This window comes from Pseudomonas sp. DE0010, assembly GCF_007680745.1.
Lineage (GTDB): Bacteria > Pseudomonadota > Gammaproteobacteria > Pseudomonadales > Pseudomonadaceae > Aquipseudomonas > Aquipseudomonas parafulva_B.
Window position 1 is genome coordinate 1 of the sequence record NZ_VEJQ01000026.1, and the last position, 21,847, is coordinate 21,847.

At 60.5% G+C, this 21,847-nt stretch carries 19 protein-coding genes; 10 read left to right on the forward strand and 9 right to left on the reverse strand.

Translation table 11 applies throughout. The annotated features are described in order from the left end of the window. Positions 1-572 precede the first annotated feature (572 nt). Genes FS767_RS18000 through FS767_RS18010 form a run of 3 tightly spaced genes read left to right on the forward strand, consistent with a single transcriptional unit; the run spans position 573 to position 4,505 of the window. Positions 573-1,433, forward strand: a complete 861-nt coding sequence (locus tag FS767_RS18000) for an SH3 domain-containing protein (RefSeq protein ID WP_058604344.1) — start codon at positions 573-575, stop codon at positions 1,431-1,433. Positions 1,434-1,441: 8 nt separating this feature from the next. Further along, positions 1,442-3,280, forward strand: coding sequence for a hypothetical protein (locus FS767_RS18005; protein ID WP_144967157.1), 1,839 nt, complete (start codon positions 1,442-1,444; stop codon positions 3,278-3,280). A 10-nt stretch (positions 3,281-3,290) separates the two neighbouring features. Beyond that, a complete protein-coding gene (locus FS767_RS18010; protein WP_144967158.1) occupies positions 3,291-4,505 on the forward strand; it encodes a hypothetical protein in 1,215 nt (404 codons plus the stop codon). Positions 4,506-4,666: 161 nt separating this feature from the next. Here the strand turns inward: FS767_RS18010 and FS767_RS18015 are convergent, their stop codons facing one another. The 5 genes from FS767_RS18015 to FS767_RS18035 are packed head-to-tail and all read right to left on the reverse strand — an operon-like array spanning position 4,667 to position 7,366. Continuing rightward, a complete protein-coding gene (locus FS767_RS18015; protein WP_100851046.1) occupies positions 4,667-5,101 on the reverse strand; it encodes a hypothetical protein in 435 nt (144 codons plus the stop codon). A gap of 55 nt (positions 5,102-5,156) precedes the next feature. Then, on the reverse strand, positions 5,157-5,477 hold the full coding sequence (locus tag FS767_RS18020; protein ID WP_023536306.1) for an AzlD domain-containing protein: 321 nt from the start codon (positions 5,475-5,477) through the stop codon (positions 5,157-5,159). Beyond that, positions 5,456-6,157 (reverse strand): AzlC family ABC transporter permease, encoded by a 702-nt coding sequence (locus FS767_RS18025; protein ID WP_144967160.1) that lies wholly within the window; start codon positions 6,155-6,157, stop codon positions 5,456-5,458. The genes FS767_RS18020 and FS767_RS18025 overlap by 22 nt, the downstream gene beginning before the upstream one ends. Next, positions 6,154-6,636 (reverse strand): GNAT family N-acetyltransferase, encoded by a 483-nt coding sequence (locus FS767_RS18030; protein WP_144967163.1) that lies wholly within the window; start codon positions 6,634-6,636, stop codon positions 6,154-6,156. Before FS767_RS18030 ends, FS767_RS18025 begins: the two co-directional genes overlap by 4 nt. Then, the gene (locus tag FS767_RS18035) at positions 6,620-7,366 is read right to left on the reverse strand and encodes a 2OG-Fe dioxygenase family protein (RefSeq protein ID WP_144967165.1); all 747 of its coding nucleotides are present in this window, start codon (positions 7,364-7,366) and stop codon (positions 6,620-6,622) included. Before FS767_RS18035 ends, FS767_RS18030 begins: the two co-directional genes overlap by 17 nt. A 195-nt stretch (positions 7,367-7,561) precedes the next feature. Here FS767_RS18035 and FS767_RS18040 point away from each other — a divergent pair, with 195 nt between their 5' ends. Both FS767_RS18040 and mqo read left to right on the forward strand, forming a co-directional pair. After that, positions 7,562-8,422 (forward strand): LysR family transcriptional regulator, encoded by an 861-nt coding sequence (locus tag FS767_RS18040; protein ID WP_144967166.1) that lies wholly within the window; start codon positions 7,562-7,564, stop codon positions 8,420-8,422. A 239-nt stretch (positions 8,423-8,661) separates the two neighbouring features. Beyond that, entirely contained in the window at positions 8,662-10,302 is a 1,641-nt protein-coding gene (gene mqo, locus FS767_RS18045) for a malate dehydrogenase (quinone) (RefSeq protein WP_144967168.1), read from the forward strand. 160 nt (positions 10,303-10,462) lie between these two features. On the opposite strand, the gene FS767_RS18050 is transcribed toward mqo, so the two are convergent. Then, entirely contained in the window at positions 10,463-10,798 is a 336-nt protein-coding gene (locus FS767_RS18050; protein WP_144967170.1) for a helix-turn-helix transcriptional regulator, read from the reverse strand. A gap of 48 nt (positions 10,799-10,846) precedes the next feature. On the opposite strand from FS767_RS18050, the gene xenA reads away from it, so the two are divergent. Next, positions 10,847-11,938: a xenobiotic reductase XenA gene (gene xenA, locus FS767_RS18055; RefSeq protein WP_027914248.1), complete on the forward strand. Its 1,092-nt coding sequence runs from the start codon at positions 10,847-10,849 to the stop codon at positions 11,936-11,938. Between the two features lie 76 nt (positions 11,939-12,014). Here the strand turns inward: xenA and FS767_RS23565 are convergent, their stop codons facing one another. Both FS767_RS23565 and FS767_RS18065 read right to left on the reverse strand, forming a co-directional pair. Continuing rightward, positions 12,015-12,758 (reverse strand): RHS repeat-associated core domain-containing protein, encoded by a 744-nt coding sequence (locus FS767_RS23565; RefSeq protein WP_144967172.1) that lies wholly within the window; start codon positions 12,756-12,758, stop codon positions 12,015-12,017. 191 nt (positions 12,759-12,949) lie between these two features. Beyond that, positions 12,950-13,837, reverse strand: a complete 888-nt coding sequence (locus FS767_RS18065; protein ID WP_144967175.1) for a LysR family transcriptional regulator — start codon at positions 13,835-13,837, stop codon at positions 12,950-12,952. 141 nt (positions 13,838-13,978) lie between these two features. Between FS767_RS18065 and moaB the strand changes: the two genes are divergently transcribed. Beyond that, a complete protein-coding gene (moaB, locus tag FS767_RS18070; RefSeq protein ID WP_144967177.1) occupies positions 13,979-14,494 on the forward strand; it encodes a molybdenum cofactor biosynthesis protein B in 516 nt (171 codons plus the stop codon). 132 nt (positions 14,495-14,626) lie between these two features. On the opposite strand, the gene FS767_RS18075 is transcribed toward moaB, so the two are convergent. Beyond that, a complete protein-coding gene (locus tag FS767_RS18075) occupies positions 14,627-19,306 on the reverse strand; it encodes a BAR domain-containing protein (protein ID WP_144967179.1) in 4,680 nt (1,559 codons plus the stop codon). Positions 19,307-19,555: 249 nt separating this feature from the next. On the opposite strand from FS767_RS18075, the gene ihfB reads away from it, so the two are divergent. The 3 genes from ihfB (at position 19,556) to FS767_RS18090 (ending at position 21,673) form a co-directional block, all read left to right on the forward strand. After that, positions 19,556-19,852, forward strand: coding sequence for an integration host factor subunit beta (gene ihfB, locus FS767_RS18080; RefSeq protein WP_056807345.1), 297 nt, complete (start codon positions 19,556-19,558; stop codon positions 19,850-19,852). Between the two features lie 18 nt (positions 19,853-19,870). Next, complete coding sequence (locus FS767_RS18085; protein ID WP_023536255.1) at positions 19,871-20,134, forward strand: lipopolysaccharide assembly protein LapA domain-containing protein; 264 nt, start codon at positions 19,871-19,873, stop codon at positions 20,132-20,134. Positions 20,135-20,236: 102 nt separating this feature from the next. Then, the gene (locus FS767_RS18090) at positions 20,237-21,673 is read left to right on the forward strand and encodes an MBL fold metallo-hydrolase RNA specificity domain-containing protein (RefSeq protein WP_144967181.1); all 1,437 of its coding nucleotides are present in this window, start codon (positions 20,237-20,239) and stop codon (positions 21,671-21,673) included. Positions 21,674-21,847 lie beyond the last annotated feature (174 nt).

The following is a 21,847-nucleotide window of genomic DNA, read 5'->3' on the forward strand; positions in this document are numbered from 1 at the left end:
GCAGGGGTTTCTTTTTGGTTGGCATACATGCACCTCTTACTCATGTTATGCCCGAACACAAAATTTCTGACACCCCCCAGATCAGCGAAGCAAGCTCGGCCTGGCGAAGCCGGTCGTAGATTCACAGCGACTCAATGACCGCAATCTGCCCCGGCGCAACTGCGTGAGCAGGGGTAAAGTGTTCGGAACGGTTAGAAGAAAGGGGGATTGATCTAAGGTAATAGGCGATAGAGGTTTCGATCAAAGCGATCCCCTGCCGCTCAGCCCTCCGCAACATTTTGTCTTGATCTGCCATTCACCACCTGCGCTACAATGCCGCCTTCTGTTCGCCACTCACGCCCGGACAACACGCCGTAATGACTACGCGCGCCGGGCGATGAACGCTTCCTGACATGGATTCGTTGGATGCTTTGCGCTTCGCTATACCTACCCATCACTGTTCGCTCATCCGTGGCGTCGCCTACTGCGGCTGCCACTGGCGCCCCTCTGCAAACCCACCACACCACGCCCACGCTGCTGCCCGAAGGCTGCGGTTCACGGCTGTGCGTCCACTGGAAAATGGAGTGATCCACGTGCATAAGAAATTCATCGCCTCTCTCTTGGCCGTCGCCATCGCCTCGACCACCGCCTGCGCCCAGCTTGGCATCAGCAAGGAACAGGCAGGCACTGTGATCGGCGGCTTGGCGGGCGTTGCCATCGGTTCGACCATGGGCAGCGGCAACGGCAAGCTGGCAGCCGCCTTGATCGCAGGCGGCATCGGTGCCTACGTGGGTAACCGCATCGGCAACATGCTCGATGAAAAAGACCAGCAGGCCCTGGCCTTGCGCACCCAGGAAGTGCTCAGCCAGCAGCAGGCCACGGCCAGTGCACAGCCGGTGACCTGGAAGTCCGACCACTCCGGCGCCACCGCGCAGATCGTGACGGGCAAGACATACACCAAGACCAAGCAGGTCGAGGTCAAGCGTGCGCCGAAGATCCAGGCCGTTCCGTCGATGAAGCTGATCAACGAACCCTATGTGACCACCAGCGATAACCTCAATGTGCGCGCGGCGCCCAACGCCAAGGGCGAAAAAGTCGGCAGCCTGAAGAACCACACCGAATTCACGGCCGTCGGTTCAACGGGCGACTGGGTGCTGGTAGGGCGCAAAGGCGTGACGGTCGGTTACGTGCACAAGGACTACGTCGAGCCCAAGGCTCAGGCCGTGGCCAAGCGGGTTACCCCGGCGGTGAACCTGGATGAGCTGGACGTGGCGGCCAGTAGCGAAACCCAAGGCTTCGACCTGGATACGCTGCAAAACCTGCCTACCCAGACCGTCGCTGCCGAAGCGGCTTGCCGCCCCGTGACGGTCAGCCTGAAGTCCAAGGAAGGCAAGACCGAACAGGAACAGAACACCTTCTGCAAACAGGCCAATGGCACCTGGGAACTGATTTGAGAACCTCCATGAAAAAGCACGCCCTTGCGCTCGCCGTGATCGGTGCTTGCGGTCTGGTACCGCAGGCTTTCGCCCACGAGCTGGCGTTTTCCAAAAAGGACAATATCAAGGTCGAAGTGCCCGGTGAGGCCGCGACCTGGTGCAAGCCTGAAGTCGAGCTGACCATCACCCGGCCTGCCTGGGACAACCCGGACATGCTTTCGGGCTTGCTGAACAAGTTGCCGTTCGTGTTCGCCAAGGACTGCTCCACGGCCAAGGTCAGTTGGAAAGCGGTCGATGACAAAGGCACGCTGTATGCCAGCGGCGCTGGCACTGCCAGCAACCTGGGCCTGATGAACCTGGCTGCTGCACCTGCCGCAGCCACGGCGCCAGCCCCCCAGCAGGCTCAAACGCCAGCGCTATCATCTGCACCAGCACCAGCAGAGGCATCCGCACCTGCCGCTACGCCTGCGCCTGTCGAGGCCCCAGCGCCGGCCAACAAGCCAGAACCGGCCGCGGTCCCCACGCCAACCCCAGCGCCCGCACCTGAACCGACGGCAGCACCTGCCGTCGCGCCCAAGGTAGCCGGCGCAGCCGTCGCGGCTGCGCCCACCTCGGACTATGGCCGTTCAGTGGTGCTGAAGAACAGCAAGCTGATGCAGATCACCGATGCGGCGGGCTGCAAGTGGGTGCTCAATAGCACCATCATCAGTGAGGGCGATACCCTCACGTTTGGCACCACGCCGGCCATGCCCTGTCCGACTTCCGGCTTTGGTGCAGGTAATTTCGAAAAGATCAGCTGGAAAGCCGAAGGCACCTACCGCGGCAACGACTGGAATCGTATCTACGTCCATCCCAGTGCCTTGATGTTCAGCAAGCGTTACGAGGCGGCGGTCAAGGACAAGTCGGTCAGCTACCTCACGGCCGAAGCGGACCAGGTGGCGTTGCTGGTGGGCGAAATTCCCGATCGGAACATGAAGGTGTACCTGGCGTTCTCCCGGCCTACCTACGGCGCTGTGGGACCTTTCCTCGCCGACCCGTACTACGTCGCCGTAACCCCGGACGACGCCTTCGCCCTGGACCCGGTGAAATACAAGGAGACTGCGCTGCAGGTTTTCGACCTGATCAAGAACGCATCGCCGAGCACCACCGACGTGGCAGACCTGCTCATCGTCAAGGACCTGTCGGCCATTTCCAACAGAATCTGGGGCAACGATGACCAGAAGATCGTGCGCAACCGCATCGGCATGAGCCGCCAGGGCTTGTATTTCGATGTGCGCAGCGGCGCCAACTGGGCGCAGCAGCGTGAGAAGCAGCGCGTGCGGGAAGCCCGCAATCGTCAGCAGCAGTTGGCCTGGGAACACACCCGTGTGCTTGAGCGTTACCAGCAATTGCAGGAGCGCATGGGGGAATTCAAGGGGCGCGAAACCGAGGCACTGGCGCAGATGGCCGGCATCAAGGTGCGTTACCCTTCGCCGCTGCAGCAGCAGGACCCTACGTCGTCGCAGAACGTGACGCCGATGATGGTGCATGTCACCGGCAAGAAGGGCGAGTTCTACACCCTCGACTACCCAGGCGAAGGGCGCCTGGTTGCCGAGCAGCAGTACCCCGAAGGCTGGTACGTGGCCCAGGTGGCCAACGCTACCCCTTACTACCCGCTCGAAGACGGTCGCGCCATCCCTACCTACCGCGCCTACAGCGTGGGCGAGCCGAAGGCCTGCGAGCAGGAGCGCTGCGCCGACCGCGTGTCCTATGGCGCCGTGCTGGCCAAGGAATTCCCCAATGCAGGCATCGACTCCAACTGGACGCCCGAAGTCTCCCAACAGTTTGTGAACGACTGGAACAACGCGTCGGCACAGGTCCAGTGAGGCATAACCCATGATCAAGCAGATGAACGCAAAGCAGAAGTTGATTGGCGGTGTGGCGGTCGTGGCGGTAGCGCTCGGCGTCACCTATGCCGTGGTTTCGAGCAGTGGCAAGAAGCAAGCCATGGCCTACTACGAAGACTTCAAGGAACGCTATTTCCTCGAAGACGTGCTATCCGAAGGCGACATTTCGTACTCGGCACTTTCCGGTAACCTGACAGTGGCCGACCCGGAGATCCGTGTGGCCGCCGTGCAGACCAACGGCGCGCAACAGTTCATGCGCAGCATGGCCGGCTTAGTGGCCTCGATGCGTGGCATGGACATGCAGGAGGGCCTGGGCAACTGGGCCGAGTACCAGATGAACGCACTCGAATCACGCTACGTGACCGGCGTTTTTCTAAAGGCTGATGCGTTGAAACTGTCGCACAGCGGTGACAGCAAGGATGGCGAGATCCATGTCCAGTTGCTGGGCATGCAGATGGCCGATCCGTATATCGCGGCCCAGGGCCAGGACATCGTCCGTGTCTCCGATGTGAGCGACGAAATCCAGCCGGGCGCCGAGCTGACGGCCAACGGGCGCGCATCCCAGGCGAAGATGCCTTGGGGTGTGAACCTGGCGGCGCGCCAGCCGGTCACGGGCGCTTTCCTGGTCAACAGCACGGGGCAATTCGGGACCAAGATCGATCTTGACCTCACGCTGCAGCGCTCAAGCGATGGCGAGGGCGTGATGACGTTCGTGGTCACTCACCGCAACGACGGTTCGAAGGTGGGCGAAATCGTGCGCAAGGCCACCTTGCAATCCATGCCCGAACTCGATGATGTGCAGGAACAGTTCAAGGCAGCCCTGGGCGGCCAGATCGTCGCCGCCTTCAGCCCGCCATCTGGCCTGGCCATGTTCAGCGGCGCAGTGTCGGACCTGGCGCGCAAGGCCAAAGTGGAGCGCTATGAGGTCAGCTACAGCGGGTTCAAGCCCATGCGCACGGCATTCGAAGCCTTCCAGCACACCACGCCCAACGCCAAGTTCGCCGACTTCTGCCAAGAGGTAGGGCTTTCAACCTGGAGCAGCGACTTTGGCACCAAGGCCAAGCAGCACAGCGATTCGGAATGCGCCATTGCGCAGAAGCTGGCGGCCGGGGACGACTTCGAGGAAACCTACACCTTCAAGGAAGGCAAGAGCCTGTACGCCGCGTTGTTCGTGAGCAAGGCGTATGAGCTGGAGACGAACTAGGACGTTGTCGGGGCGGGCCTTGTGCAAACCGCAAGCATGCCGGGGCCGCCCTGCGGCCCATTGCGGCTGCTACAGCGCCCTGGCAAGACCACTCACACAAGTAAACTCGCGACTGTTGAGGTGCAGTGCAATATAACGGCCCACCCCCCGGCGTCACTCATCTACCAAACTCGCTCATCCCCCACATCCTCAAGCACCTGCCCCAAATCCAGTTCAACAGACAATGCAATCAGACTCGCATTTCCATCCTCGCCCTCCGGCCATACCGTCACTTGGGTGTCCGCTGCCAGCAGAAGCTGGTCGCCGCTTTTCATCATCTGCTGCGTGCCGTCGGCCTTGATGACCCTCAAGCCACCGGCGGTTGCGAACAAAAGCAGGTCGTTGATGGTGCTCAGCCGGGCTGCGGCGCGCAGGTGACGGTACTCCACGATCCAGCCGTCGGCCAGAAACGTCTTGCTCAGCTGGTAGTTCAGCGAGCATTCAAGCGACAGCTCACCCAGTGCCGCGATCACCTGCTCCTGTGGCAAGCCCTTAGGCATGAGGCGGGCAAACTCGCTCAGGTTTTCCAGTGTCACGTGTTTACGAGCAGGGCTCATGCCGGTGTCCTTGTAGATTCGATGCGCTCAGGCACAGGTGCAATTGAGGTCGACGTCACGCCACAAGCGTGATGGCGACGTGCGCGGCGATGCCTGCCGCCACGCTGAAAATCAAACTCCGGGTGAAGTAGGCCACGATCACCACCGGCACTGCGGCCAGCATGTCGGCGTTCACTGCCATCAGCGAGCCGTCCTTGGCCATCAGCAACGCAGGCACGGTGATACTGGCGATGATCGCCACAGGCAGGTACTCGATGACATCGTTGAACACCTTGGGCGTGCCCTGCATGCGGAACAGCAGGGGCGTGGCCCGGGTGAAGTAGGTGATGGCCATCATCAAGGCCACCGCGCCGATCAGGTATTTTTCTTCAGGCATAGGCCTACTCCACAGCCCACGGCCGTAGCCACGAACACATTCAAAGGGGAGGGGTACAGCTCGTTGAGTAGGCAGGTCGCGGCAATCACCACCAGGGCAACGATCAGCTTGGGCCGGCTGTTGCACAGCGACACGAGCACGAAGATCATCATGGCGGTCAGCGCGTAGTCCAGCTTGAACGCGGAGAAGCGGCTCAGCGCATCGGAGGCCACGGCGCCGAGCAGGGCGCCGGCAATCCAGCTGGCATGGCACCAGGTGTTGAACTGCAGCAGATAGCCAGGCGGGGTGTACTTGCCGGCTTGTAGCCGTTGGCTGTGCAAGGCGAACGATTCGTCGGTCAGGCCAAAGGCATACATCAGCTTTTGCGACCGGGAGATGCCCAGCCCATCGCTCTGCTTGGCCATGTACATGGCCATGAGCATGTGCCGCGAATTGATCAGCAGCGTCGACAACGCGATGGTCAGCAACGGCGCACCGGAGGTGATCAACGCCAGCGCCGCAAACTGCGCGGCGCCTGCGTAGACGAACACGCACATCGCCACCGGGAGCCACAAGGGCAGCCCGGCATTGATGCACATCACGCCAAACACGAAGCTCACCACGAAGTAGCCGGTGATCACCGGCAAGGCATCGACGAAGCTTTCCCTGCGCGAGACCGGGTGCAAGGCGAGGTCTGTCATAGATCGACCTCGCAGGTGATCTCGCCGCGCGTCTGGCTGAAGCCCTGCCGGTTCCAGAAGCGCACCGCCGACGCATTGTCCTGGTCGATGAACAGAAACACCCGGCGGATGCCATGCTGACGGAAGTCGTTGAGGATCGAGGTGGTCAACGACGTGCCGATGCGGCTGTGGCGATAGTCTGGCGACACGGCCAGGTGGTTGATGGTACCGCGCGTACCCATCGACCCTCCGGCCACGGCACCGATGATCGCCCCGCTGTGGTTTTCCGCCAGGTAGCAGAACGTGTTGTCATGGCTCAGCAGGCCCTTGAGCAGGTCCTCGTTCTGCCAGTCGCAGAACGCAATCTCGTCGAACCGCTTGAGGAAATTGACCAGGCGCGTGGCATGAAACGGCGTGGCCTTCTTGATGGTCAGGCCGTTCATGCGGTCGGGCACGGCAACGCTGCGCGTTGCCTGCTCAAGGCTATTTGACAATGTCATGTTCAGTCCCCGGCCGGGAGAAGGAGATGGCGATGATCTGCCGATAGCCCATTTCCGATTCGCTGGGGTTGGTGGCCGGGGTCACGTAGTGCTGCAGCTCGCGGTCGAGGAAATAGGTGGTGTCGAGAATTTCCTGATAGGTGCCTGAGTCAATCACGTTCGACTGCTTGTCGTAGACCTTGCTGGTGGCGCCTTCGATGTTGTGGCGGCCCCAGAAGTGCACGCCGCTGAAAGGGTAGCCGTCGCAATGGATGCCTTCGGGCGTGATTTCGATTTGCTCGCCGGGTTTGACCTCGATGCGGATCTGGTGAACCTGGCACTGCCAAGGCACGGTGTGCAGCTCTTCGGGGAGCACGGCCTTGTACACGTCGAAGTCCAGCTTGATCAGGGCGCGCAGCACCGGTGAGTTGAAGACATCGCTGGACACATCGTCAAAGTGGCGCCGCATGCCGCCCACATACTGGTTATGGGCCTCGGACTGTTCATAGGCACGGTGTTCGAGCTGCTGCAGCTCGCCGGTCGCCGGGTTGAAGTCGAAATCGCTGTAGCGGCGATAGCGGGTGCCCTTGTCGGCCTGGCCGTAGTACTTGTCCACGCCCATGGTTTCCCAGCTCTTGGAAAACGCCACGAAATGGCCAAAACCGCCGTTGAGTGCAAAGTCGTTGCCCAGCACGTTGACTGTCTTGTTCCGGCGCAGTGCGTCATCAATATTCCGTTTGAGTGTAAGCATTGGCATCTCTTCCCGTTGAAATCTGGGCGCCAATCTAGCAGGCGAAATGATGGCAGAAACTTCACTTTTTTTTGAGGTGCCTCAACCGTCGCTTGTTGCCAGCCGACGTACTGAGCAGACAGCGGCGGCGGTTGTGCGTTATCCTTCCAGGCCTTGTTGCATGCGGGCTTGAGCACGTCTTGGGAGGGGTGTCGAATGGATATCAAGGTGCTGCGAAACATCGCCAATGTCGCGAGGACGGGGTCGATCACCGATGCCGCCGAGCAGGTCCACGTCACGGTGCAGGCGCTGGCGGCGCAGTTGAAAAAGCTGGAGGACCATTGCGGCTTCAAGCTCTTTGACCGCACCAACAAAGGCGTGTCGTTGACGCAGGAAGGGGTCGGGATCCTGCCCCATGTGCTGGAGATCGTGCGCTGCTCCGAGCGCATGCAACTGAAAATCAAACAGCTGCGCGAGCGCCAGAGCCAGCCCTTGCGGGTCGCCCTGAACAGCACCCTGTCGATGGAAATCAACCAGCAGATCATGGCCGGTGTGGCCAGCAATCTGTCCGGGTGCAGCCCCATCTTCAGCTGCTCCGAATCCCCCGACAACCTCACCAAGCTGGCCAAGGGCGAAGCCGACATGGTGGTGATCCTGGGCGACAGCATGCCTGAGGGGTTCTACTCGGTATCGCTCAAGGGCCTGCGCATCGAGGTGGTGGCCTGCTCGGTCAGTGCCGACACCGCCCCTTCGGTGGTCATCAAGCCGTTGCCCGAATGCCCGTACGCCTCCATTTTCTCGCGTTTCGCCAACCATCAGGGCGGCGGGCTCGAGGCTGCTACCGTGTTCCATTCCGGCAGCGAGATCGTCAGCGTGTCGATGATCAAGAGCTTTGGCGGCATGGGCGTGCTGTCGCGGGCCGTGGCCGAGACGAACGACCTGCACATCTGGGAAGGGTATTCCGAATACCTCGATGTGTACCTGGTGATGAAAGAGCCATGGATCGTGGAGGAGGAGTTTCCTCAGTTCTACCCCAAGACAGCGCCGATGCACGCCTTCGAGTCGATCAATGCCTGAAGCGCCGTCAGCCTGAGACAACCTGTCGTCTTGCGCTTGGCCGCACAATTTGTTTGTGCTGGCATTTCGGTTACAATCGGAAAAACGATTCAGTGATGTAGGTCAATGCGACAAAAGCCTGATTCGTTTTCCGGTTCTCTGGCTGCTGAACAATGATCAATAACAAGCCTGCGCTGAAGAACACGCGTTACCTGGGTCAGCCACAGGCCCACCTCCGTTCTCCTGACTGGAATTGATCAATGTTCAAGAAAGCTGGCAAGACCTTGCTGGGTCTGGCTGTCGCTACAACTGTCATGCACGCACACGCCGCAGAAACCAAGAAAGTCGACGTACTGTTGGTCGGCGGCGGCATCATGAGCTCCACCCTGGCCGTCTGGCTGCACGAGCTGGAGCCAAGCTGGTCGATGGAGATGGTCGAGCGCCTGGACGGCGTGGCCGAAGAAAGCTCCAACGGCTGGAACAACGCCGGTACCGGTCACTCCGCGCTGGCCGAGCTTAACTACACCCCCGAAGACAAAGACGGCAACATCAATATCTCCAAGGCCATCGAAATCAACGAAGCCTTCCAGATTTCCCGTCAGTTCTGGTCCTGGCAGGTACGCCAGGGCGTGTTGAAGAACCCGCGCGCGTTCATCAACACCACGCCGCACATGAGCTTCGTATGGGGCGACGACAACATCAAGTTCCTGAAGAAGCGCTATGAAGCGCTGCAGGCAAGCCCGCTGTTCCGCCCCATGCAGTACTCCGAGGATCACGCGCAGATCGCCAAGTGGGTCCCGCTGATGATGGAAGGTCGTGACCCAGCCCAGAAGCTGGCCGTCACCTGGACGCCAATCGGCACCGACGTGAACTTCGGCGAAATCACCCGCCAGTTCGTCGGTCACCTGCAGACCCAGCAAGGCTTCGACCTGAAGCTGTCCAGCGAAGTGCAGGACATCAGCCGCAACAAGGACGGCTCCTGGCACGTCGAGTACAAGAACCTGAAGGACGGTAGCAAGTCGGCTACCGATGCCAAGTTCCTGTTCATCGGGGCCGGTGGCGGCGCGTTGAAGCTGCTGCAGAAGTCCGGTATTCCGGAAGCCAAGGAATATGCAGGCTTCCCTGTGGGTGGCTCGTTCCTGGTGACCGAGAACCCAACCGTTGCCATGCAGCACATGGCCAAGGCCTACGGCATCGCTTCCACCGGTGCGCCGCCCATGTCGGTACCCCACCTGGACACCCGCGTGCTCGACGGCAAGCGTGTGATTCTGTTTGGCCCATTCGCGACCTTCTCGACCAAGTTCCTGAAGAACGGCTCGTACCTGGACCTGCTCAGCAGCACCACCACCCACAACCTGTGGCCAATGACCCGCGTGGGCATCGACCAGTACCCACTGGTGGAATACCTCGCAGGCCAGCTGATGCTGTCTGACGACGACCGTTTCGACGCCCTGCGCACCTATTTCCCGAATGCCAAGAAGGAAGACTGGAAACTGTGGCAGGCCGGTCAGCGCGTGCAGATCATCAAGCGTGACGAAGAGAAGGGCGGCGTGCTGAAGCTGGGCACCGAAGTGGTGGCTTCCCAGGATCGCACCATCGCCGGTCTGTTGGGCGCCTCGCCAGGTGCATCGACCGCTGCGCCGATCATGCTGAACGTGCTGGAAACCGTGTTCAAGGAGAAGGTCGCTACCCCAGAGTGGCAGGCCAAGATCAAGGAAATCATCCCGAGCTACGGCACCAAGCTGAACGACTCGGCTGCCGCTACGCAGAAAGAGTGGAACTACACGGCCGAAGTGCTGCAGCTGGCCAAGCCGCCGGTCATCGACGAGAGCGTCGGCACCAGCGTCGTTGCGCCAAGCCAGCCGGTTGAAAGCAAGCCCGAGAACGACATGGCCCTGTAACTCACGGCCCTGACGTAATCGAAAGCCACGGGGGTGACCTCGTGGCTTTTTTTGTACGGTTAGGCAGGGCTTGGGCAAGATCGCGCCCGCGCAGGCACTCGGCAGCCTTGATGGTGCGCGAGGCGATCGCTTAGGGAAACCTGGGCAGGGCGTAGGTCACTCAGGCCTGCCGCAAAATGCAGTCCAGCAACCCTGGAAAACGCTCGCCGAGCATTTCGCTGCGCAGTGAGTTCATGTGCGTGGTGCCCACATTGCGGGTGTGTACCAGCCCAGCGTCCCTCAACACACGAAAATGGTGGGACATGCTCGACTTGGGCCGCCCACCGTCCAGTTCGCCGCAGCTGGCCTCGGTCACCCCGGCAAGATGGCGGACGATGCCCAGGCGCACTGGGTCGCTCAAGGCGTACAGCACGCGTTCGAGAATAAGGTCATCAGGATTGGGATGTTTGTAGGCTCGCATGGTCTGCATGATACCGGGGCTTTTCATTATTGCCATAGTTCGATTATGATCGAACTACAGTATTCAATGATCCTGGAGTGTTCCATGGCAGCCCTGTTCGAACCCTACACCCTCAAAGACGTCACCCTGCGCAACCGCATCGCCATCCCGCCGATGTGCCAATACCGCGCTGAAGACGGCATGATCAACGACTGGCACCACGTGCACCTGGCTGGCATGGCCCGGGGCGGCGCCGGTCTGTTGGTGGTCGAGGCTACGGCGGTCTCGCCCGAAGGCCGCATCACCCCAGGCTGCGCCGGTATCTGGAGCGATGCCCACGCCCAGGCGTTCGTGCCTGTGGTGCAGGCGATCAAGGCGGCGGGCTCCGTGCCAGGCATCCAGATCGCCCACGCCGGTCGCAAGGCCAGCGCCAACCGCCCATGGGAAGGCGATGATCACATCGCGGTCGATGATCCGCGCGGCTGGGAAACCATCGCCCCGTCGGCCATCGCCTTCGGTGCCAACCTGCCCAAGGTGCCGCGCGCCATGACCCTGGACGACATCGCTCGGGTCAAGCAGGACTTCGTCGATGCAGCGCGCCGCGCACGCGACGCCGGCTTTGAGTGGATCGAGCTGCACTTTGCCCACGGTTACCTGGGCCAGAGCTTCTTCTCCGAGCACTCCAACCAGCGCACCGATGCCTACGGTGGCAGCTTCGAGAACCGCAGCCGGTTCCTGCTCGAAACCCTGGCAGCGGTACGCGAAGTGTGGCCTGAGCACCTGCCGCTGACCGCTCGCTTCGGGGTGCTGGAATACGATGGTCGTGACGAGCAAACCCTGGAAGAGTCGATCGAGCTGGCGCGGCGCTTCAAGGCGGGTGGCCTGGACCTGCTCAGCGTAAGCGTGGGCTTCACTATTCCCGACACCAACATTCCATGGGGCCCTGCCTTCATGGGCCCGATTGCCGAGCGCGTGCGCCGCGAAGCGGGTATCCCCGTCACCTCGGCATGGGGCTTTGGCAAACCGGAATTGGCAGAAGCGGCCGTGCGTGCCGAGCAGCTGGACCTGGTCTCGGTCGGGCGTGCGCATCTGGCTGACCCGCACTGGGCTTATTTCGCGGCCAAGGAGCTGGGGGTGGAGAAAGCTGCATGGACCTTGCCAGCGCCCTATGCACACTGGCTTGAACGGTATCGTTGAACGAGGAGGGCTGCACCTGCAGCCCCCCCTCTTTATTTCGATCTACCAGTGCGAGTTGATCAGACACGGCACCGCTTCAAACCTCAGTTCTGATCGTATTACTGGCAAGATGGAGTTCAGACGGCATACCAGGCGCAAGCAGTGGCTGTAGATGAGCAGGGTGGGGTTCTAGATTCTCAAGCAATTCCAACGCCTGCGCCAATTCAATGGCTTTCCTGTTGTGAAACGCACTCAGCGCTTGGGCTTCAACTGCGCGCATCTTTGCGCTTTTAGCATCCTTTTTTAGCTGTGAAGCCTGGGCTCGCCACTCCAGCTTGAGGCGGGGCGTCGGCGCTCGGGTGCTTTGCGACAGAAGATGGACCGCAGCTTCGCGAAGACGAGCTGCTTCAGCTCGATGCAATGCTGCCTCCGTCAGCTTGTGCTTCCGAGCGACCGTATGGCCGGCAAGCTGCCCAAGGCGGTGATCCGAAATGCGCTGAACTGTTCGTGGAGGTCGGTGAACTGTTCGTGGAGGTCTTAGACGACCATTGAGAACGGTCAGGACCGTAGGGGCTCGTCCCGATGGATCGTGCATATTGACAGGGTCGCCTTTGCAATAGGCGTAACCATTAAGTCCACCTTGATCAAACGGGGTCAGTGCATCCACTGACAAAAATCGCATTAGCCTAGGACTAAAGCTTCTTACTCCATTTCCGAGCGGGTAAATGCATGCCCCGTGGTCATAAAATTGACCTACGAAACCTACGTTCGAACCAACATTGCCGAAGCCCCAAGGCAGGTATGCTACACGTCGTAAATTAATTTCAAAGTGCGTATGCATGTGCACCTAGCCCATTTCAAGAATAACTGGCTCGAGCCATTGTACGTAAATGGCATTCAGGCACAGCTTATACGGCGAGGTCGACCCTCTAATACTGTCAGTTTTGGTAGGCCTTCTACGTTCGCGCACCTACGGCGGGCGTTGTAAACGCCGTTGTCTAGATCATCCCGCTAAGATCTGCGCTGATGAGCCTAGGTATTTTGCAATACCGCCTGCGCCTCGGCGAAGCACTGCTCGGCAATTGCCGAGCGGGGCTCGCTGCGGCGCAGTAGCAGGCCCACCTGGCTGTGGATGGCAGCATCGGTGACCGGCACGATGCGCAGGTGCTCGCTAAGGCCTTCCAGGCCGCAGCCCAGCGGCATGATGGCGCAGCACAGGCCCGTGGTGATGGCCTGGATCAGCTGGAAGCTGGAGTCGCTTTCCAGTACAGCGTTCGGTTCCAGGCCGCGGCTGCGAAAGCTCAAGTCCAGCGACTGCCGGTAGTGCATCCCCTTGCTCAACAGGCCCAGCGGCGTATCGCCCAGTTGATCCCAGCGCAGGCTTTGGACCTCGAACTGAAAATGCCGGGTATCGTGCAGCAGGCCCATGGTAGTGGTACCCAGCTCGATGACGTCGAAAAACTGCGTGTTGACCTGGTCCAGGTAGCAGATGCCCAAGTCCAGTTGGTTACGGCTCAGGCCGTCGATCACCTGTTCGGAGCTTAGCGAACTGAGCTCGAAGTGCAGGCCCGGGTACTTGGCCCGCAATGGCAACAGCAGTTGCATCGGGTTGAAACTGGCCAGCGGCACCGTGCCCAGGCGCAGGCTCCCGACCACCTGGCCGCGGCAATGGGCAGCTTCGGCGTGCAAACCGTCATGGGCGGCCAGCAGGGTCCGCGCCCAGGCCAGAATGCGTTCGCCCGCCTCGGTGAACCCTTCGAATCGCTGACCGCGCTTGACCAGCACCAGGTCCAGTTCGTCTTCCAGGTTGCGCAGGCGCATGGACAGCGTGGGCTGGGTGATGTGGCACAACGCAGCCGCCTGGCCAAAGTGGCGAGTCTGGTCCAGGGCGATGAGAAACTTCAGTTGCTTGATATCCATGCCTGTGCCTGCTAAAGGGTAGCGTCGACAGTAACGTACCGTGGCGATAGATGCCATTGATCGAGCCGTTTGCGCTATCGATTGGACGCTGGCAGTGCGTGTTACTAGCGTGGCCGCAACCCTATTGCAAGGAGCTGTGCTGTGCGTGTTCAACCCGATGCGGTTTTCGTGCCGCTCAACATCGCTGTCTTGACCGTCAGCGATACCCGCACTGTCGACAACGATACCTCAGGTGCACTGCTGGCGAGTCGCTCGGTGGACATGGGGCACCGCCTGATTGCACGGGTTCTGCTCAAGGATGACGTCTACAAGATACGCGCCCAGGTGGCGACCTGGATTGCCGACGAGCAGGTGCAAGTGGTGTTGATCACCGGTGGCACAGGCTTTAGTGGCAGGGACAGCACCCCGGAGGCGGTCGAATGCCTGCTCGAACGGCGCGTGGACGGGTTCGGCGAGTTGTTCCGTGCACTGTCCATTCTGGATGTCGGCGCCTCGACCGTGCACAGCCGCGCCTTGGCAGGGCTGAGCAATCGTACGCTGGTCTGTTGTTTGCCAGGCTCTACCGGGGCCTGTCGTACTGCCTGGGAAGGTATCCTTGCCGAACAGCTCGACGCCCGGCATCGGCCTTGCAATTTCGTCAAGCATTTGCGGGTTTAGCAGAACGTCGAGCCTATCAAGGCTCTCCGGCTCAGCAGCATCCACCGACCGCTGAGCGGCCTTGCCGGGGCGCCGAACCGGCTGCGCGCTAGCCCCGATTGCTCGCAGCCCTCAAGGCACGCCGACGACTGGTCAGTTGAAAGGGATCACCCCTCGTGCCTGAGCGTAGGTCAGGTTGCCGCGGTGGATACGTAACTCCTCGCCCCTGGCAGCGCTTCTGACCTGTTCCCGGTAACCCAGCTTGCGCTGCGGCCACAGTTTCAGGTGACCTTTGCCGAACGCCGTCGGCGCGGCACCCGCATCATTGAAATGAAAGTGCGCGGCCCACAGCGGCTTGCCGCGCTCGCTGCCCGGCGCTTCGAGCACATCGATGCGGTATTCATCAAGATAACCTTCGGCCAGTGGCTGCCGCGGCCCCTGATAGGTCACACGTAACAGCCCTTGCTTGTGCAAGTAGTGCAAGCCTTCTGCGCTGGGAAAGCGTGTGGTGCTGTGCAGTTTGACCAGCACTTCACGTTTCCCATCGCGCAAGGCCACCAAGGCATCGTCCAGGCGTTGCAGCAGTTCAGGTTCAGCTTCGCTGTCGGCGAGCTGATCCCGCAGTGTCTGCACTTCCTCGATCTGGGCATCGAGCATCGACGTCAATGAATGGCTATCGACATCTTCTTCAACCAGCTTGCGCGCGTTGGCAAGTACGTTCTGATTCTGAGCAAGCATGCCTTCAGCCAGCGCTTGTTCCTGACGCTCGCTCTCCGGTGTAGGCGCTCTGGGTGGTGATGAGGTGCCAGCAGCAGGCAGTTTTTCGACCCACGTGCCACTTTCCTGGGTAAAGGTATGCAGTACAGTCTTGCTGAAGGTCCCGCGAACTTGCAGCACAGGCTGCCCCTCTACGATCGACTCCGAACCGATCACTGTCTGGCCGTTTGCTGTTGTGGCCACTTGTAACGCCTGCCGGGGATATACCGGACGGGTGGTGGAGTGTTGCTGGCCAATAGCCTGCTCCCGCAATGCGGTAACCAGCGCGTCGCCCGCCATGGTCTTGAGCTCGACTATTTGTTGCCGATACGCCTCCAGGCGCTCGATATCCACAAGTTCGCTGCCCAGTTGGGCAATGCGCTTACTGTTGAGGATGGCCGCCGAATATTCATCCCAGGCACTCTGCAGAATGTCGATACGCTGAGCAGTCTGCAGATCGGCGAACATGGACAGGTGGTGAGAATTAGCGGCCACCCGCAGGCGCTCCCCAGCGAGTGCAGCCCTGAACACCGCATAGTGCGAATAGTCTTGCAAAGCTTCAAAGCGCAGCGCCAGCTCAACCAAACCCATGGCCTGGAAGAACCGTATGTTTACCGTGGTAGTGGTGCGGGTTTCGATGATCTGGGCAACGGTCCTGTCCGTTTTTTGAATGCTCGGTGCCGTCATGTCCAGATCGGTAACGGCAAGCAGCCGATCAAGCGCCGCTGTGTATTCGATAATTAAAGGCTGGTCGATAACGATGCTTTCAAGTACTTCACGGTACTGCTCATACGCAGCTTGCCGCTCTTGCGGCAAGGCGTCATTGAGCGCCGTGGTCAGTCGATCGTACTCGGCGAACCTGCCGGTATACAGCTGCTCTTCGATGATGAACTGCGCATAACCAATCAAATTGCGCCTTACATCTGCCAACGCTCGCCGCTGTTCTGGTGCATAGCGGGTGCCTGCCATATAGCTACGGTCATCAAGCAGCGCAACCATGTTGCGCTCGGCCTCAAGGTAGTTCTGGAAAATGCCTACAGCGGATTCGATACGCTGGCGACGCAGGTCTTTTATCTGGACCAGCAGCTCCGTTTGCCGTTTGGCAAACAGGCTGGTCGCCCGCTCGAACTGAGCACGCTGTTCAGGATCCAGCGGGGGCGGTTGCTTGAGCCGCTCCTCCACTTTCAGCCATTGTGCACGAGCAGCCTCGATGCGTTGGCGCAGGCTTTCATATTCAGCGGTGCGTCTATCAGCGTTGTCGAGACTTTGTTCGACCGCCTGCTGCGCCGTCTGGATCCGTGTTACCAAGCGCTCGCGCAATCGCTGCCGGGTGCTTGAGCCGGGTCGGTCGCCGCCGCCTCGCAGTCGGGTGTCGATACGCCAACCTTGCTCATCACGCCTGATCAGTGGCCCCTGGCTGCCATTCGGCCCGACGATGCGGGTAAACCCATCGGCAGACTCGACCGCGTAAACTTGTCCTTGCAGCCGCACATAGAGCCCATGCTCAAGTTCATACAACCCTGCGAGCGGCCCTCGTCCGATCGCCGATTGGCCCTCCAGGCTTACCGAGGCCGCCATGGCTTGCAATCGCGTGCGTTGAGCCCCGGACAGCGCGTTGAAACCCTGGGCGCCCCGCCACGAAAAATCGAGTTGTGTGGTCGCTTGGGCCTGCATTGCCTCGACAGTGGACACACTGCCCGGCTCAGGCAGCGGCAACGGATCGGTATCGCCGCCCAGTCGGACCGAAGCTGCATCGACCGCCAGCGCAGTTGCCCCGGTATGTGGCGGCTCGGTTTTGGGTAGCTGTGCATGGATCAGCACCATCAGTGTGTTGTTGAGCAGATCCACCACAGCTTGGGTTCGATCCGTAGCGCTGCCTTCAAGCAGCAATTTCAGATCTTCGGCTACCGCAGTCATACCGATGTACAGCAAGGCAATCGAAGAGATCGGCCCCGGTAGAACGGGGGCGGCGATGTTCAGCAACTGCCAGGCGAACGTCTTGATGGACTGCCAGCGTACCTCGCTGTTACTCATGGCACTGCGGTCGGCCAGTTCGAGCAGCATCGAGCGCTTGGCCTCGAACAGGTTCGCATCGATGTCATGCGTCCAGAACGTCAGGGCGAGCTCGACAGGGGCTGGTTTGTCCAGGGGAGCGTATGGGTCGAACACCCAGTGCGGCAGGTGAGGCTCCTTGAACCCACCGTTGTCGTACACGGCGCGGTGCGTTTGGTCGAGCCATGCCAGCACGCCTTCCTGCACGCGGCCGGGCTGGGCGATCTCCTGCATGAGAGCTTGCCGGTTCTTGAATTGTTTGAGCGCACCCTTGTACATCGGGCAATACAGCAACAGCTCGCCGCTATCGGCCACTTGGATGACGAAGAAACCGTGCGCCTTGTCGATCCACTGCGACTCGGGCGAGCGCTTGAAGGCCAGGGGCGCGATGGCCAACGCTTGCTCATTGCTGGCTGGTACACGGCAGAAGCTGGCCACCGCCGCATAGCTGCGTGGGTCAATATGCCCAATACAAAGCGCGTAGGCGGCATCGAGCATCAGGCCCATCCGCCATTGCGCCACAAAGGCGTTGAGGTGCGTGGCTTTGTACTGTTCATCCCCAAGCAAGCCATCGAGGTAGCGCGGATAGTTGCCGCCTATGTCAACAGTGGCAACCAATTGGCGCAAGTACTCGGGGTCAAGCCAGGCAGGGATCTCTTCATGAGTGCGATGGGCTACTGCTGCCACAGGGCTTGCACCCGTTGCTTCAAGGCGACCGATGGCGTACTCGGTCAACGTCAGTGTCTTGCTTTCTATCAGCTGCCCGAAACCCAGCCCATGGCCGTCATTGGCATAGGTATTGACGGTAAGAATCAGGTCATCCGCGTCGAAGGCGCCGTCTGCAGGATGATCGGCCAGCATCTGTTCACGCAACGTGCGCCGCGCATAGGTTTGCAGGTCATCCGGTTCTGTCAGGGGCTGAGCATTTGCCTGGGAGGCCTGCAGCACGGCAACATCTATCAGCGCCTGGAGATAGCGGCTCTGCCCATTGAAGCCGGCGTTCAACAACTTCTCAGGCAGCTCTATGGCCAGCTTTTGAGTGGGCAGATCGGCCCATTGGGCGAAGAACGGCGAGGGGTCGACCACGGCCTGGTAGGCAGACACCAACTCATCCACCGTATTCAGATCGCTCAACCGTACGCGGTTCAACCGCGACAACAGGATTTCAAGCAGTACGCCGGACAACAAGGCAAACGCGGCACCGTCAGCTTCGTACAGCGCCCACGAAAAACCGTCGTCGGTCTGCGTCGGCCTGTACTGCGTCTGCAAGTAGGTGCCAAAGGCGTCTAGCGAAGGGAAACCTTTCACAGCGCCCGCGGACGTGCACCAGAGTGTCACGTTGGCCACTTCGCTACTGGCGCTCACCAGCAGCCCAGGTAGCAATTCACGGGTGCTGTCTTCGCCCAGGCGCCAATGCATGCATACGGTATGCACGGCCAAACCCTCGGTGCGTTCGAGCAGCAAATCCTGCAAGCAGCGGTGTTCATCGGCGGTTAACGTTTGATCGGTCAAGCTACTCAGAAGACCGGCACGAAGCACCTGTTGAACCCAGGTATCGTGATCGTTGCCATAGCCTGCATTCCAGTAATCGATCTGAGCCTGTTCAAAGCACGCAGGAAGGGTCGGCAGAAATGCATTGAATGCATCGTTTAGCGTGCCAGGATCGACAAGGTCATCATCGGCTGTTTCGAAGGCATCGGGGATGGCAAAAAAGCGAAGCGGTGGTTTGAGGCTGAAGCGGTCCTGGCTGGAAAAATCCACCGGCTCGCCATCAAGAAAGCGTTGCAGCACAACGTCGACCAGCGGGGTGACTGTCCAGTAGCTGTCAACGTGCCAGCGAAGAAATTTCAACGGTTCGGCACACTTCATGTCGGGGCGGTGAACAGCCACCTTGGGGTAATGCGCGATGATCAGGTTCATCAGTTGCTCGCCTACCACCTGGCGCAAGGTGGGGCGGCGTGCAAAGCGCAGGGCGATGGCACGATTGAGGTCATGTGCAGGTGGAGGGGGGAGGGCAGAGGACATGCGTGGAGCTCCTTGTGGGTTCTTTCCACAATGTTCCAAGCGTGCCACGGCACTCGGTGCTATCTATATGCTGCACATCGGTCAGGGCCTTTGGCTGCGCCCAGGCACGGCGCGGTGCTGTCCGCTCTTGCCCACCAGCCTGGACCAACATTCTTCGAATAAGTCAAGAACCGACCTGTTCAAATCCCTCGCACCGTGCTACAAACTGGTTAAGCAATGATCTAGCTGCTTGATAACGAAGGGAAAATCATGACGAAGTCGGAGCTGATCGAACGTATTGTTACCCATCAAGGGCTACTCTCGTCCAAGGACGTGGAGCTGGCCATCAAGACCATGCTTGAACAGATGTCACAATGCCTTGCTACCGGTGATCGCATCGAGATCCGCGGTTTTGGCAGTTTCTCGCTGCATTATCGGGCACCACGGGTAGGTCGCAACCCCAAGACCGGCCAGTCGGTCAGCCTCGAAGGCAAGTTCGTTCCGCACTTCAAACCCGGCAAGGAATTGCGTGATCGGGTCAATGAAGAAGACGAGGCCCACACCTGATTCCCTAGGAGCAACCCGATGCGTAACCTCAAGCGTGCACTGGCAGCTGTCTTCGTCCTGCTGCTGGCAGCTGTAGTGCTGTTCTTCGTACTGGAAAACCAGCAGACCGTAGCCTTGACCCTGTTTGGCTGGGTTGCGCCACAGGTGCCGGTGGCAGTGGTCGTGCTGGCCGCGTTGATCATTGGCCTGGCCGTTGGGCCTTTGCTGGGCGCCTATGGCGTGCAGCGCAGCAAGCGCAAAATCCGGGCTTCTGCCCGTGAAGCGGCGCTGAGCGGCAAGTAAGGATTTTTCTTATAGTGCTTTAGGAAATGCCTGCCTATTAAAGCCACGGTCACCATGGACTAATTGCCCACTTCGTTATAGCCCCCGGCGAGAGTGCGCAGCATGGATTACCCCGGCCTAACCCACCATGGCGCTGTACGCGGCGTGACGGGTTCCTGCCATCAGCTTCATCTGGGCCCTGGCGTCAGCCTGCTGGTCGACTGCGGTGCCGAGCAGGGCGCCGATGTGATGCCGGGCGCGCAGGGCAGCGCGCTCGGGTTCGACATCACCGGCATCCAGGCCCTGATTGTCACGCACGTGCACCTGGACCACGTAGGCCGCATTCCGGCACTGCTGGCCGAGGGGTACCGCGGCCCTATCTATTGCAGCGAGCCCTCTGCCAAGTTGTTGCCCCTGGTGCTCGAAGACGCCTTCAAGCTTGGCATCGACAGCGCACCTGCCCAGGTGGCCCGCTACATCGCCCTGGTGCACAGCCTGATCGTGCCCCTGCCATTCGGGCACTGGCACGCCGTGGTTCAGCACCCGCAAGTGGCCTGCGCCATTCGCTTGCAGCGTGCCGGTCACCTCTTGGGTTCTGCCTACGTCGAATGCGACATCCAGCACGGGCCAAACAACACGCGCTATGTATTTTCAGGTGACCTGGGCCCTGGCAACGATCCCTTGCTGCGCCCCTTGCAGCCTCCGGAGCGTGCCGATGTGCTGGTGCTGGAAAGCACCTATGGCGACCGCCTTCACCCACCCATGGGTGATCGCATCCAGCGACTGGAAGCGGCCATCGACCGCGCGCTGGCCGATCACGGCACCTTGCTGATCCCGGCCTTCAGCCTGGGGCGCACCCAGGCATTGCTCCATGATCTTGAAGATGTCCTGCACCGCAAGGCCCTGCTGGGCAACACGGGCCCCTCGCCACAAGGCGAGACCGTGGATTGGTCGCAGCTGCCGATCATTCTCGATTCACCCCTGGCCCAGCGCATCACCCAGGCCTACCGCGACCTGCACCCTTATTGGAACGAACAGGCCCGGGCGCGCCTGGCAGGTGGCCGCGACCCGCTCGCATTCGGCCAGCTGATCAGCGTAGACACCCACGCCCGTCACCAGCAGGTGGTCAACTACCTCAAAAGCACCGGCCGGCCCGCCATCGTCATTGCAGGCAACGGCATGTGCTCGGGCGGGCGCATCGTCAATTACCTCAAGGGCATGCTGGGCGACCCCAGGCATGAAGTGATGTTCGTAGGCCACCAGGCCAAGGGGACGCCTGGGGCAGTGATTCAGGCCAGCTGTAGGGCGCCGGGTGTGGTGCAGGTGGAACTGGAGGGGCAGGGTTACGCTATCGCAGCCAAAGTCCTGAACGCGTCGGGGTACTCGGGGCATGCCGACCAGGCGGGGTTGGTGGCGTTTGCAACGGACATGATGCAAGCACCCCATGCGGTGGTGCTGGTGCACGGCGAGCGCACAGCAAAGGTTGCCTTGTCCAAGGCACTGGCACGCTGCTATCGGCGCCTGCAATGGCCCACGAAAATCAGCATTCCAGAAGAATAGGCAGACAGGGGTGAATTATTTTCTGGGTTTGAACTCTGATGGCACGGTTTGCAGTCACGTCGCAGGTGAGTATTTGCGAGGGTTGCGCGCTGTCCACCTTAGCCGGTGCATCGTGCGGGGCTCATCCATGGGCCGTTGCCGTCCAAAAAACCAGCCCCCGTGCTATTTTAAGCG